We start from the raw sequence: 12,501 nt of genomic DNA on the forward strand, positions 1-12,501 counted from the left end.
TTTAAGTGAGCGAACTCATTCGCGTACCTGACATCGGCAGCGGTGAAGGTGAAATCATCGAGCTGTTCGTCAAGGTCGGTGACCGTATCGAGGCTGACCAGAGCCTGCTGACCCTGGAGTCCGACAAGGCCTCCATGGAAATCCCGGCGCCCAAGGCCGGCGTCATCAAGGAGCTGAAGGTCAAGCTGGGCGACCGCCTGAAAGAAGGCGACGAGCTGCTGGTCCTGGAAGCCGAGGGCGCCGCTGCTGCGGCCCCTGAGGCACCGGCTGCTGCCGCTCCGGCTCAGGCAGCTGCGCCGGCTCCAGCCGCCGAAGCCACCCCTGCTCCGGCCGCAGCCCCGGCTGCCGCCAGCGTGCAGGACATCCATGTGCCGGACATCGGTTCGTCGGGCAAGGCCAAGATCATCGAAGTACTGGTCAAAGTCGGCGACACCGTCGAAACCGACCAGTCGCTGATCACCCTGGAGTCCGACAAGGCCTCCATGGAAATCCCGTCGCCGGCCGCCGGCGTGGTCGAAGAAGTACTGTGCAAGCTGGAAGACGAAGTCGGCACTGGCGACCTGATCTTCAAGTTGAAAGTGGCGGGTGCCGCCCCGGCTGCCGCGCTGGCACCGGCTGCTGCTGCTCCTGCACCAGCCAAGGCTGAGGCTGCTCCGGCTGCCGCACCTGCCGCTGCCGCCCCGGCTGCTGCCCCTGCACCGGCTGCTACCGCACCGGCCGCTGGCAGCAATGCCAAGGTTCACGCAGGCCCTGCTGTTCGTCAGCTGGCCCGTGAATTCGGTGTCGAGCTGGGTGCAGTTGCTGCCACCGGCCCGCACGGTCGCATCCTGAAAGAAGACGTGCAGGTTTACGTCAAGGCCATGATGCAGAAGGCCAAGGAAGCGCCGGCAGCCGCCGGTGCGACCGGTGGCGCCGGCATCCCGCCAATCCCTGCCGTGGACTTCAGCAAGTTCGGTGAAGTGGAAGAAGTGGCCCTGACCCGCCTGATGCAGGTCGGTGCTGCCAACCTGCACCGCAGCTGGTTGAACGTACCGCACGTCACCCAGTTCGACTCTGCCGACATCACCGAGCTGGAAGCCTTCCGCGTGGCGCAGAAGGCCGTGGCCGAGAAGGCTGGGGTGAAGCTGACCGTGCTGCCACTGCTGCTCAAGGCCTGCGCCTTCCTGCTCAAGGAACTGCCGGACTTCAACAGCTCGCTGGCGCCAAGCGGCAAGGCCATCATCCGCAAGAAGTACGTGCACATCGGCTTCGCCGTGGACACCCCGGACGGCCTGCTGGTCCCTGTGATCAAGAACGTCGACCAGAAAAGCCTGCTGCAACTGGCTGCCGAAGCCGCTGCACTGGCCGAGAAGGCGCGCACCAAGAAGCTGTCGGCTGACGAGATGCAAGGCGCTTGCTTCACCATCTCCAGCCTCGGCCATATTGGCGGCACCGGCTTCACGCCGATCGTCAATGCGCCGGAAGTGGCTATCCTGGGCGTCTCCAAGGCGACCATGCAGCCAGTCTGGGATGGCAAGGCCTTCCAGCCAAAGCTGATGCTGCCGCTGTCGCTGTCCTACGATCACCGTGTGATCAACGGCGCTGCCGCCGCGCGCTTCACCAAGCGCCTGGGCGACGTGCTGGGCGATATCCGCACCATGCTGCTGTAAGGCAGCACTCTGCCCCTCCTTGCGAGGGGCAGTTCCCTTTTCGAGCTGCCACGCTCGTACCTCAACCCCGTCGATTGGCGGGGCTTTTTTTTGCCCGACGACAAGGTTCTTGCGCCAGAGGGATCGAGCGGCGAAAAAGCAAGGCGAACTACAGATTCCCGCCCACCAGCCGATAACCCGTCTACAGCATCGCGCATGGCCGCTTGCCAGCCCTCGGGACATGATGCAACCTTGCCAAATCCGCCGCAGCCAAAAGGCAGCGTTCCCTCTTCAAGCGAGTCTTCGATGAAAAGCCAACCCGATGCCGCCAGCCGTGTGGCGGCCGAGGTCGTGACGCAGTTACCCGTGCCCTCGCGGCTCGGCATGCTGCGTTTCGAAAGGCTCAACGAAGCCACCTGGGCCATGCTCTACCTAGACCCGGCCTGTGAGCGCCAGTTCGGCATGCAAACCGGCGAGCTGTGTGCCCTGATTGACGCGCCCTACGCTAGCCTGATGGAACCCGAAGCACGCTACCGGCTGCACGACGAAATCCAGCTGCAACTGGCCCAGCGCGGTTACTACCGCGTGCGCTACACCCTGCACACGCCGAGCACCTCGCTGCGCCTGCTGGAAGCGGGTGAGGCCTACAAGCAACACAACCGCCAGCTGTTGCGCGGCTACCTGAGCGTGCTCGACGACCAGCTGGAAGATAGCGGCGAACTAGGCGCCAGTGACCTGGAGTCACGCAACAATCGCCTGCAGCTGGCCCTGCAACTGAACCAGCGCACGCAGCAAGAACAGCTGGAGCACCTGGAGCGCGTGCGCGGCCAGCAGGACCTTATCCTGCGCCTTGCCCGCCAGCGCTATAGCGCGGGCAACTCGCTGCTTGAAGCGGCCCAGCTGATTACCCAGAGCGCCTGCGAAATCTACAAGGTCGACAGCGCCAGCATCTGGCACCTGGAAGACCAACGCCTGGAACCGATCATCGCCTGGTACCGCGACGCACAGGAGCACCGCCAGCCCGAAGCCATCGATGCCAGCCGCTTCCCCGACTACCTGGATGCGCTGCACGCTAGCCGCGCCATCGACGCTCACAACGCCGGCCACGACCCGCGTACCCGTGCTCTGGCGCAAAGCATGCGCCCGGAAAACAAGGCCATGCTCGACGCCAGCATCCGCGTCGATGGCCAGGTGATCGGCGTGTTGTGCCTGGAGCAAAGCGGCCAGCCAAGGGCCTGGCAGTCGGACGAGATTGCCTTTGCCGGCGAGCTGGCCGACCAGTTCGCCCAAGTGATCACAAACCACAAACGGCGGGCCGCGGCCAGTGCCCTGCATCTGTTCCAGCGCGCGGTCGAGCAGAGCGCCAGCGCCTTTCTGCTGGTGAACCGCGACGGCCGGGTGGAGTACGTCAACCCCAGCTTCACCGCCATCACCCAGTACAGTACCGACGAAGTGCAGGGCCGCCAGCTGGGTGAGCTGCCGGCACTGGAGAACCTCAGCGAACTGCTGTTCGACTCGCCGTCGAGCCTGGCCATGGGCAACAGTTGGCAGGGCGAGTTCAAGAGCCGGCGCAAGAACCTGGAGCCCTACTGGGGCCAGTTGTCGATTTCCAAGGTGTACGGTGACAACCGTGAGCTGACCCACTACATCGGCATCTACGAAGACGTCACCCAGACCAAGCTGGCCCAGCAACGCATCGAGCGCCTGGCTTACACCGACAACCTCACCAACCTGGGCAACCGCCCGGCGTTCATCCGCAGCCTGGACGAGCGCTTCGCCCGGGACGGCGAAAGCTCGATGTGCCTGCTGCTGGTGGACATCGACAACTTCAAGCGCATCAACGACAGCCTTGGCCACCAGACCGGCGACAAGCTGCTGATCAGCCTGGCCAGGCGTCTGCGCAACAGCCTGCACAGCGGTGGCATCCTCGCGCGCTTTGCCAGTAACGAGTTCGCCGTGCTGCTCGACGACACCAGCCTTGAAGATGGCCAAGGCGTTGCCCAGCAGTTGCTGTGCACCCTCGACAAGCCGATGTTCGTCGACAACCAGCTGATCAACGTCACCGCCTCGGTAGGCCTGGCCTGTGCACCGTTGCACGGCGTCGACCCGGCCAGCCTGATGAAGAATGCCGGCCTTGCATTGCACAAGGCCAAGGCCAACGGTAAACACCAGGTACAGGTGTTTACCGAAGTGCTCAACGCCGAAGCCAGCTACAAGCTGTTCGTCGAGAACAACCTGCGTCGTGCCCTGACCCAGAATGAGCTGGACGTGTTCTACCAGCCCAAGCTGTGCCTGCGCAGCGGTCGCCTGCTGGGCCTGGAAGCGCTGCTGCGCTGGAACCACCCCGAACGCGGCATGATCCGCCCGGACCAGTTCATCAGCGTGGCCGAGGAAACCGGCCTGATCATCCCTATCGGCAAATGGGTAGTGCGCCAGGCGTGCTGCATGAGCCAGCAACTGCGCAAGGCCGGCCTGGGCAACCTGCATGTAGCCATCAACCTGTCGCCCAAACAGTTCTCCGACCCGGACCTGGTGGCGTCGATCAGCACCATCCTCAAGGAAGAAGCCCTGCCCCCGCACCTGCTGGAGCTGGAGCTGACCGAAGGCCTGCTGCTGGAAGCCAGCGAAGACACCCACCGCCAGCTGGACGAACTGAAGGCCCTGGGCCTGACCTTGGCCATGGACGACTTCGGCACCGGTTATTCGTCGCTGAGCTACCTGAAGAAGTTTCCGATCGACATCCTCAAGATCGACCGCAGCTTCATCAACGAGATCCCCGACAACCAGGACGACATGGAAATCACCTCGGCGGTGGTGGCCATGGCCCACAACCTGAAGCTGAAGGTGGTGGCCGAAGGGATCGAAACGCCGGAGCAGCTGGCGTTCCTGCGCCGTCACCGCTGCGACGTGGGCCAGGGTTACCTGTTCGACCGGCCGATTCCCGGGCGCGAGCTGGCCGAGCGGCTGAAGCGCTATCCGCGTGGCCCGGTGGCCTGACAGCTGCGTAATCCTCGGGCACTATAGAAGCCATTCGGGCCCTTTCGCGGGCACGCCCGCTCCCACAGGAACACCACAACCTTTGAAACCTGTGCTGTACCTGTGGGAGCGGGCATGCCCGCGAAGGCCCAAACCACTCCCCCACTGAATAAACACAGAGGAACGGCCATGGTCCTGCGTTCGGAAATCCTGGTGAACAAAAACGTCATGCCAACTGCGGAACAGGCCCTGCCTGGCCGCGACACGCCAATGAGCCTGCCCGAGTTCCACTACGTCTTCAAAGACACCCCGCTGCTCGGCCCGTTCTTCGAAGGCGCCATCGACTTCGCCATCTTCGGCCTGGGCTGCTTCTGGGGCGCGGAGCGCCGCTTCTGGCAGCGTGAAGGTGTGGTCAGCACCGTGGTCGGCTACGCCGGCGGCTTCACCCCGCACCCTACCTACGAAGAAGTCTGCTCGGGCCTGACCGGCCACACCGAAGTGGTGCTGGTGGTGTTCGACAAGGACAAGGTCAGCTACCGCGAACTGCTGGCGATGTTCTGGGAGCTGCACAACCCGACCCAAGGCATGCGCCAGGGCAACGACATCGGCACCCAATACCGCTCGGCCATCTACTGCACCAGCCCGGAACAGCTGGAACAGGCCAAGGCCAGCCGCGACGCCTTCCAGGCCGAGCTGAGCAAGGCCGGCTTCGGTGAAATCACCACCGAAATCGACCAGGCACCGACCGTATATTTCGCCGAGGCCTACCACCAGCAGTACCTGGCCAAGAATCCGGACGGCTACTGCGGCATCGGCGGCACCGGCGTGTGCCTGCCACCCAGCCTGCAAGGTAACTGAAGCATGAGCACGATGACCCTGTTCCACTCGCCGTTGTCGCCTTTCGTGCGCAAGGTCATGGTGGTGTTGCACGAGACCGGCCAGCTTGAGCGTGTGCAACTGCAGCCGGTGAACATCAGCCCGGTGAGCGGCGACCCGCAGCTCAACCTGGACAACCCGATCGGCAAGATCCCGGCCCTGCGCCTGGAAGACGGCACCGTGCTGCATGACAGCCGGGTAATCTGCGAGTACCTCGACATGCAGCACGTAGGCCTGCCGCTGCTGCCGCGAGAAGGCTCGGCGCGCTGGCGGCGCATGACCTTGGTATCACAGGCCGATGCGATCATGGATGCGGCGGTGTCGAGCCGTTATGAGAGCTTCCTGCGGCCAGAAGACAAGCGCTGGGAGGGCTGGCTGCAGGCGCAGGGTGACAAGATCCGCCGGAGCCTGGCCAACCTGGAGCAGGAGCACTTGCCTGAGCTGATGTCCGGCTTCGACCTGGCGGCGATTGGCGTGGCCTGTGCGCTGGGCTATCTGGATCTGCGCCAGCCCGGGTTCGGTTGGCGCGAGCACCAGCCGGGGTTGGCGGCGTGGTATGCCGAGGTGGTCAAGCGGCCGTCGATGGTCGCTACAGCACCAGTGGCCTGACAGGGCCCCTTCGCGGGTAAACCCGCTCCTACAGGTTCTCCACAGTGTTCGCTATCTGTGGTGGGCTTGTGGGAGCGGGCTTGCCCGCGAAAGCTTCACCTAGGTATCACAGGAAACAACAGCCCGATCCTGAGCGCCAACCAGCTCCCGATCTCTCTATCCTCCCTCATGCCGCCCTCCCCACACGCGCCCAGTCCAGCCGCCGGGTCAGCACCATGAACACCCCAAGCAAACCGAAACACAGCAGCGCCCCCATCAGCAGCGCATAGTCTTCGGCACTCAGCAGCCCGAAGAGCAGCGCGTACAACGCCGCCAAACCCGCGGCAAAGCCCACCCCTCGCCCCAGGCTGCGCAACACATGGCTCAGGTAGAAGCCGATCAGCAGCACACAGGCTGAAGCCGACAGCCCATACGCCAAACCAAAACCGATGTGCTCGGACAACGACAGCAGCAGCAGATAGAAGAACGCCAGCGCCACGCCCACCAGGATGTACTGCACCGGGTGCACACTCAGGTTCTTCATTACCTCGAACAGGAAGAAACCGGCAAAGGTCAGGGCAATGAACAACAACGCATATTTGATCGCCCGCTCGCTTTTCAGGTACTGATCCACCGGGTCTATAAAACTCACGCCAAAGCTGCGCTCACTGAAATCTGCACACTGCCCGGCGTTAGCGCACTGGCGTATCGCGTCCTCAAGGTTGGTAGCGAAGAACGAGGTTTGCCAGTGGGCACTGAAGCCTTGAGCATCGATATCGCGGCGGTTGGGCAAGTAGTTGCCGACGAAGCTCGGGTGCGGCCAGTTGGCGCGCATGTCCACGCTGCTGGTACGGCCCACGGGCACCACATGCAACTGGCCGGTACCTTGCAGCGCCAGGTCAAAGCCATAGCTGAACGCTCGCGCCTGTAGCCCGTCCAGCCCAGGCAGGCTGGCGTGCACGCCGCCACGCATCCAGTCGAGCTGGGTGCCGGCCTCGAAAGGTACTTTCTGCTCGTCAACACTCAGCTCCAGAGCACTTTCGATACCGCGGATATCACTGATGCCCACCACCAGGAACGGCGTGTCGAAGCGGTAGTCGTCTAAGTCCTTGTCGATCCCCCAATGCTCCGGGAGCTTGAAGCGGCCGCTGATACGGCCTTTGGCGTGGAACAACCGCGCCTGGTAGATGCCTCGGGCGCGCAGTTCGGTGTCCACACCCAGGTCGGCGTCGAAGGTTTCCGGCAGAAAGTACAGGTGGCCGGCGATGGTGCTGGTCTCCTGGGTACGCTCACCGTCCTTTTCGATCCAGCGGCGCTGGTACTTGCGGTAAGGCACCACCAGCAGCGGGCCGCTGAGTTGCTGATCGAAGCTGGTGCTCTGGGCGATATCGCGCAGCACGCCGTCGCGCATGGCCTGGCGTTCGTCGATCAGGCCGTTGATCAGCAGTAGTGGGATGAGCAACAGCAACATCAGCATGGCGATCATGCCGAGTTTGAAACCTAGGGTCTTGTTCATGTGGCCTCCTGTGGCAGTGGGCGCAGTGTCTGCGCCTTGCATGGAGGCTTTGTGGAGAGCGTGTGTGATTTACGTGTATTTGGGGCTGCTGTGCAGCCCCGGCTATCTCAGCTAATGCGCCGCACCGGCAGCCACAACCGCACCCGCACCCCGCCATCGACGTTGTCCACCGCCAAGGCCCCGCCATGCAGCTGCATCACCTCGGCCACGAAATTCAGCCCCAGCCCGGTGCTCTTGCGCCCGCTCCCGGGCCGCGGCAGCGAGTAGAACCGCTCGCTGACCCGCCCGATGGCATACGCCGGTATCGCTTGCCCCTGGTTGAACAAACTCAACGCTACCCGTTCGCCATCGCGCTCCAGGTCGAACAGCAGCGTGCCACCTTCCGGGGTGAAGTCCAGTGCGTTGTCGAGCAGGTTGGCCAACGCCTGGCGCATCAGGAACGGATCGCAGCGCAAACGCAAAGTGGCAGGCACCCGCTGACGTACCTGCAAACTGGCGCCTTCGATACGCGCCGCATGGGCCAGCAACAACTCATCGACCAACGCCGCCAGCGCCACCTGCTGCTCGTCCTCCAGCGCCTGCATCTGCTCGACCCTGGCCAGGTTGAGCAGCCGCTCGATCATCTGCTGCAAACGCTCGCTCTCGCGCTCGATATTGCCGGCAAAGCGTGCCCGCTGATCAGCGGGCATATCCTCGCCCTGCAACAGCTCGGAAGCACCACGGATGGCCGCCAGCGGGCTTTTCAGCTCGTGAGTCAGGGTGTGCACGTAGCGCTCGACATAGGCCTTGCCTTCCAGCTGGGTGCGCATGCGCTCCACTGCCTGTGCCAGGTTCGCCAGCTCGCCGCCCTTGTAATGCGGAAGCTCCGCACGCTCACCTTCGCTGACCGCCTGCGCATAACCTGCCAACTTGCGCAGTGAGCGCGCAAGCCACCACGACAGAGCCGCGCCGATCAGCAAGCCCAGGCCGATCAGGCCCAGCCCCAGGGTGAGCAGGCGCCGCTCGGAGCGGTCAATGTAGGGTTGCAATGAGCTATTGGGCTTGGCGACAGTGACAACGCCGATGATCTTGCCGTCGTCGATGATCGGTGCGCCAACGTGCATCACCGAGGTGCTTTCATCGTTGGGATCGCTGCGGGTGGAGCGGGCGCCATATTGGCCACGCAGGGTCAGCAGCACGTCATTCCACTGCGAGTAATCCTTGCCCAGGGCCTCGCCACTGGAGTCCAGCAACACGATGCCCTTGGCGTCAGTGACGTAGATGCGGTGGCTGACCTGGTTCTTGGCCAGCCCCCAGATCTGTGCGCCCGGGCTGCGCGAGCCGTAGGCCTTGAGCACCTCGGGCAGGCGGCCCTGGTTCAGGGTGCCGGCCTTGACCTCATCCCGCAGGATTTCTGCCAGCAGGTTGGCAGTGTCTACCAATGTTTCTTCAGAGGATTGGCGTACCACCGGGCGAATCTGTTCGCGTACGGTATTGAGCAAGAAGTAACCGGCCAAGCCGACGAACAGGAAGTACACCAGGAAGATGCGAATGCCCAAGCGCATCAGGCGTGGTCCGGGCTATAGCTGTAACCGAGGCCGCGATGGGTCTGGATCGGCTCGGCATCACCCGCTACCTGGCGCAGCTTGGCGCGCAGGCTCTTGATATGGCTGTCGATGGTGCGCTCATAGCCCACGTCGGAGGCCACGCCCAAAGCGTCGAGCAGCTGTTCGCGGCTGAACACCCGCTGCGGTTGTTCGAGCAGGCATTGCAGCAGGCGGAACTCATGCCGGGTCAGCGTGAGCGGCTGGCTGCGGTAGGTGATCTGCATGCGCAGGGTGTCGAGCTGGAACAAGGAGGTTCCGCCGGCAGCCTCGGCCCTCGGGGCCATGCGTTTGAGGATCGCCCGAACGCGCGCTGCCACTTCACGAGGGCTGAAAGGTTTTACCACGTAGTCATCGGCGCCGATTTCCAGGCCTACTACGCGGTCGATTTCACCGTCCCGGGCGCTGAGAAACATCACCGGCACCTCGGTGAACCGGCGCAGCTGGCGACAGGTTTCGAAGCCACTGATGTCGGGCAGGCCGATGTCGAGGATGACCAGGTCGGCCGGGCGCTGGCGCTGCTGGTCGAGGGCGGCACTGCCCAGGGTTACCCACTCGGTGCTGTGACCGTCGGCCTGCAGGGCGTAGACCAGGGTGTCGGCGATGGCGGCTTCGTCTTCGACGATGAGGATATGGGGCATGGCGTCCGGCCTTGCGATTTTGAAGGTTGGCACATCTCAGTGTAGGAGCGGGCTTGCCCGCGAACACCGGCGAAGCCGGTGCCTGACACCACATTATGTGTGTTCGCGGGCAAGCCCGCTCCTACATTGTATGGCGCACGCTTCAGATCAACAGCCTGGCTTGCCAGCAGTGAACTTCTTCGCCGGGTTTACCGCCGCCTTGAACTCGCGCAGCGCCTTGGAACCCACCAGCAGCGGGTAGTTGAAGTTGCTGCGGTCCACCAGATTCACCTCGACGGTGCGCTTCACATCCCCCAGGCACAACGCCAGGTCGACCACCGGGCGCTTGGAGACCTCTGGCGCATCCCCTTCGTCCTCTTCATCGGCACGGCCCTTGATCTTGCTGATGCGCGAGACCTTGTGCTCATACACCTTGCCGTCCGAGTCCTTGGTCGCCAGGCGGAAGCGCACCCACTCGTCCCCATCGCGGGTGAACAGCTCGATATCCTTGGCCGACAGCGACGCGGTGAAGGCGCCCGTGTCCATCTTGGCTTTCAGGGTTTCACCCAGCTCGGGCAGGGCGATGTTCTCGTAACGGCCGTAGAGGGTGGGCTCGGCGGCCATTACCGGCAGCGCCAACATCGACAACAGGGCTAGCAGTGGTTTCACAGGCAGGCTTCCTTGAAAAGGGTCAGTGCTTAGACTGCACTGGCAAGATAGGTTCGCTTTCACAAGACTAAACAACATAACGTGAAACATTTGTTCGCGCCGCCGGGCATTGGACATTTGGCGTAGACGACCGCCCTGCTTATCATTGCCAACCGTTTATCTCCCACAACAAGAGTCTCTTTATGCGTCGCCTGCTGACCGGCATTCTCACTACCACCCTGCTGCTGCTCAATACTGTGGTATTGATCTGCCCGCTGCTGGTCTTCGCCCTGCTCAAGCTGGTGTTGCCAGGCCGTGGCCGCGACTACGCGTCGTGGGCGGTGATGTGGGTGGCCGAAACCTGGTCGGAAATCGACAAAGCCATCTTCGCCCTGTGCATCCCTACCCAGTGGGACATCCGTGGCGTGGAAAACCTGCGCAAGGACACCTCGTACCTGGCCGTGAGTAACCACCAGACCTGGGTCGACATCCCGGCGTTGATCGAAAGCCTCAACCGCCGTACACCGTTCTTCAAGTTCTTCCTGAAAAAGGAACTGATCTGGGTACCGTTGCTGGGCCTGGCCTGGTGGGGGCTGGATTACCCGTTCATGAAGCGCTACAGCAAGGCGTTTCTGGAAAAGCACCCGGAGCTCAAGGGCAAGGACCTGGAAATCACCAAGGCGGCCTGCGAGCTGTTCAAGCGCCAGCCGGTGACCGTGGTCAATTACCTGGAGGGCACCCGGTTTACCGAAGCCAAGCGCCAGGAGCAGCAGTCGCCGTATCGCTACCTGCTCAAGCCCAAGGCGGGTGGTGTGGCGTTTGTGCTCGCGGCATTGGGCGAGCAGCTGGATGCCCTGCTGGATGTGACCATCGTGTACCCCGGTAATAAGGCGCCGGGGTTCTGGGACTTGCTCAATGGCAGCATCAGCCGGGTGATTATCGACATTCAGGTGCGGGAACTGGACCCTGCGTTGTGGGCGGGGGATTACGAGAATGATCCCGAGTTTCGTCAGGCGGTGCAGGCTTGGGTGAACCAGCTGTGGGTGGCGAAGGACCAGCGGATCGAGCAGCTGCGGGCGGAGATGGGCTGAGACCTCTGCCGCCTGAGCTGGCCTCTTCGCGGGTAAACCCGCTCCTACGCGGATTACCACATCCCCAAGGATAGGCTCTACCTGTGTAGGAGCGGGTTTACCCGCGAAGAGGCCGAAGCAGGCAGCCGGTTGACATCAGCACGGTTACATTGCGCCCCCTGATAATTCTGCTAGTTGTGCGCGGCCTCGCAAAGACGAAGACTTGAGCAGCATGTCTCTTGCGAGCCGCTCTCAAGTGAAAATCACCGCCCTGGTCTACAGCCCTTACGGGCACATCGGCAGCCAAGCAGGTAGAGCCACGATAATAGGCTTCAAGGATGAACGATTTGATCCGCTCCTTGGCACCTATGCATTGGGGCGAGGATACCGAAGCTATAGTCCAGCCTTGATGCGCTTCCTCAAGCCCGATGATCTCAGCCCGTTCAGTGACGGTGGCTATAACGCCTACGCATACTGTGCCTGTGACCCCATCAATTACCGTGATGATACAGGGCAACAGCGGGAATTCGCCAATTTACAAAAATTTTGGGAGCAAAAGTCTAACCCGAAACCTCAACGAACAGCACCGCTGACAAAAATGCCTGCGGCGCAGGCAATAGAGCCTCCTCTGTTGAACGCCAGGCACTCCGCTTCACACCATTTGGCGAAAAAGAAGACTGTTGCCTTTAACAAAGACATAACGATCAAGACGTACCCGAAAGAACAGGTCACTTACAAAAGCCGCCTTCTCGAAGAAAGGCGATCGTTAGCCATCTATATAAAAAATCTCACTAAACGCGCAGCGCAAAAACAGCGAGAGTACACCGAACTTTCGGAACCTTCTTCGAAAGCCTTCGCCAAAAGCCAAGGGATCAGTGACCAACGATATCGTACAGAAATGGAATCACGCGAAGTCTGGCTGACTGAAGCACAATATCGAATCAGAGCCCTGGAAGTGACGCTCAAGAGCTTCGATGTATGACGTCTGGCCTTGTG

10 protein-coding genes are annotated in these 12,501 nt (G+C 62.3%); 6 read left to right on the plus strand and 4 right to left on the minus strand.

What is annotated here, in order from left to right; translation table 11 throughout:
- Positions 1 to 5 precede the first annotated feature (5 nt).
- The 4 genes from aceF (at position 6) to J3A98_RS22675 (ending at position 6,089) form a co-directional block, all read left to right on the plus strand.
- A complete protein-coding gene (aceF, locus tag J3A98_RS22660; RefSeq protein WP_209968615.1) occupies positions 6 to 1,649 on the plus strand; it encodes a dihydrolipoyllysine-residue acetyltransferase in 1,644 nt (547 codons plus the stop codon).
- Between the two features lie 285 nt (positions 1,650 to 1,934).
- Positions 1,935 to 4,625, plus strand: coding sequence for an EAL domain-containing protein (locus J3A98_RS22665; protein ID WP_209968619.1), 2,691 nt, complete (start codon positions 1,935 to 1,937; stop codon positions 4,623 to 4,625).
- Between the two features lie 168 nt (positions 4,626 to 4,793).
- Positions 4,794 to 5,462, plus strand: coding sequence for a peptide-methionine (S)-S-oxide reductase MsrA (msrA, locus tag J3A98_RS22670; protein ID WP_010951691.1), 669 nt, complete (start codon positions 4,794 to 4,796; stop codon positions 5,460 to 5,462).
- Between the two features lie 3 nt (positions 5,463 to 5,465).
- Entirely contained in the window at positions 5,466 to 6,089 is a 624-nt protein-coding gene (locus J3A98_RS22675; RefSeq protein ID WP_176683555.1) for a glutathione S-transferase, read from the plus strand.
- 166 nt (positions 6,090 to 6,255) lie between these two features.
- On the opposite strand, the gene creD is transcribed toward J3A98_RS22675, so the two are convergent.
- The 4 genes from creD to J3A98_RS22695 all read right to left on the minus strand — a co-directional run bounded on the left by creD (position 6,256) and on the right by J3A98_RS22695 (position 10,456).
- Positions 6,256 to 7,584 (minus strand): cell envelope integrity protein CreD, encoded by a 1,329-nt coding sequence (gene creD / locus J3A98_RS22680; protein WP_209968622.1) that lies wholly within the window; start codon positions 7,582 to 7,584, stop codon positions 6,256 to 6,258.
- 107 nt (positions 7,585 to 7,691) lie between these two features.
- On the minus strand, positions 7,692 to 9,128 hold the full coding sequence (gene creC / locus J3A98_RS22685) for a two-component system sensor histidine kinase CreC (RefSeq protein ID WP_209968625.1): 1,437 nt from the start codon (positions 9,126 to 9,128) through the stop codon (positions 7,692 to 7,694).
- Positions 9,128 to 9,808, minus strand: a complete 681-nt coding sequence (gene creB, locus J3A98_RS22690) for a two-component system response regulator CreB (protein ID WP_209968628.1) — start codon at positions 9,806 to 9,808, stop codon at positions 9,128 to 9,130. The genes creC and creB overlap by 1 nt, the downstream gene beginning before the upstream one ends.
- A 147-nt stretch (positions 9,809 to 9,955) precedes the next feature.
- A complete protein-coding gene (locus J3A98_RS22695; RefSeq protein WP_176683559.1) occupies positions 9,956 to 10,456 on the minus strand; it encodes an ATP-dependent zinc protease in 501 nt (166 codons plus the stop codon).
- Between the two features lie 182 nt (positions 10,457 to 10,638).
- Between J3A98_RS22695 and J3A98_RS22700 the strand changes: the two genes are divergently transcribed.
- Together J3A98_RS22700 and J3A98_RS22705 are read left to right on the plus strand one after the other, a co-directional pair.
- Positions 10,639 to 11,526 (plus strand): acyltransferase, encoded by an 888-nt coding sequence (locus J3A98_RS22700; protein ID WP_076402456.1) that lies wholly within the window; start codon positions 10,639 to 10,641, stop codon positions 11,524 to 11,526.
- Positions 11,527 to 11,737: 211 nt separating this feature from the next.
- Entirely contained in the window at positions 11,738 to 12,487 is a 750-nt protein-coding gene (locus J3A98_RS22705; RefSeq protein ID WP_209969935.1) for an RHS repeat-associated core domain-containing protein, read from the plus strand.
- The last annotated feature ends 14 nt before the right edge of the window (positions 12,488 to 12,501 follow it).

The sequence above is a fragment of the Pseudomonas sp. BP6 genome (assembly GCF_017875935.1).
In the GTDB taxonomy this organism is placed as follows: domain Bacteria; phylum Pseudomonadota; class Gammaproteobacteria; order Pseudomonadales; family Pseudomonadaceae; genus Aquipseudomonas; species Aquipseudomonas putida_Y.

Excerpts from the sequence above, each read along its gene's own strand:
- creB (WP_209968628.1), bottom strand. The coding sequence starts at position 9,808 with ATGCCCCATATCCTCATCGTCGAAGACGAAGCCGCCATCGCCGACACC.
- J3A98_RS22665 (WP_209968619.1), top strand. The coding sequence starts at position 1,935 with ATGAAAAGCCAACCCGATGCCGCCAGCCGTGTGGCGGCCGAGGTCGTG.
- creC (WP_209968625.1), bottom strand. The coding sequence starts at position 9,128 with ATGCGCTTGGGCATTCGCATCTTCCTGGTGTACTTCCTGTTCGTCGGC.
- msrA (WP_010951691.1), top strand. The coding sequence starts at position 4,794 with ATGGTCCTGCGTTCGGAAATCCTGGTGAACAAAAACGTCATGCCAACT.
- creD (WP_209968622.1), bottom strand. The coding sequence starts at position 7,584 with ATGAACAAGACCCTAGGTTTCAAACTCGGCATGATCGCCATGCTGATG.
- J3A98_RS22705 (WP_209969935.1), top strand. The coding sequence starts at position 11,738 with ATGTCTCTTGCGAGCCGCTCTCAAGTGAAAATCACCGCCCTGGTCTAC.
- J3A98_RS22675 (WP_176683555.1), top strand. The coding sequence starts at position 5,466 with ATGAGCACGATGACCCTGTTCCACTCGCCGTTGTCGCCTTTCGTGCGC.
- J3A98_RS22700 (WP_076402456.1), top strand. The coding sequence starts at position 10,639 with ATGCGTCGCCTGCTGACCGGCATTCTCACTACCACCCTGCTGCTGCTC.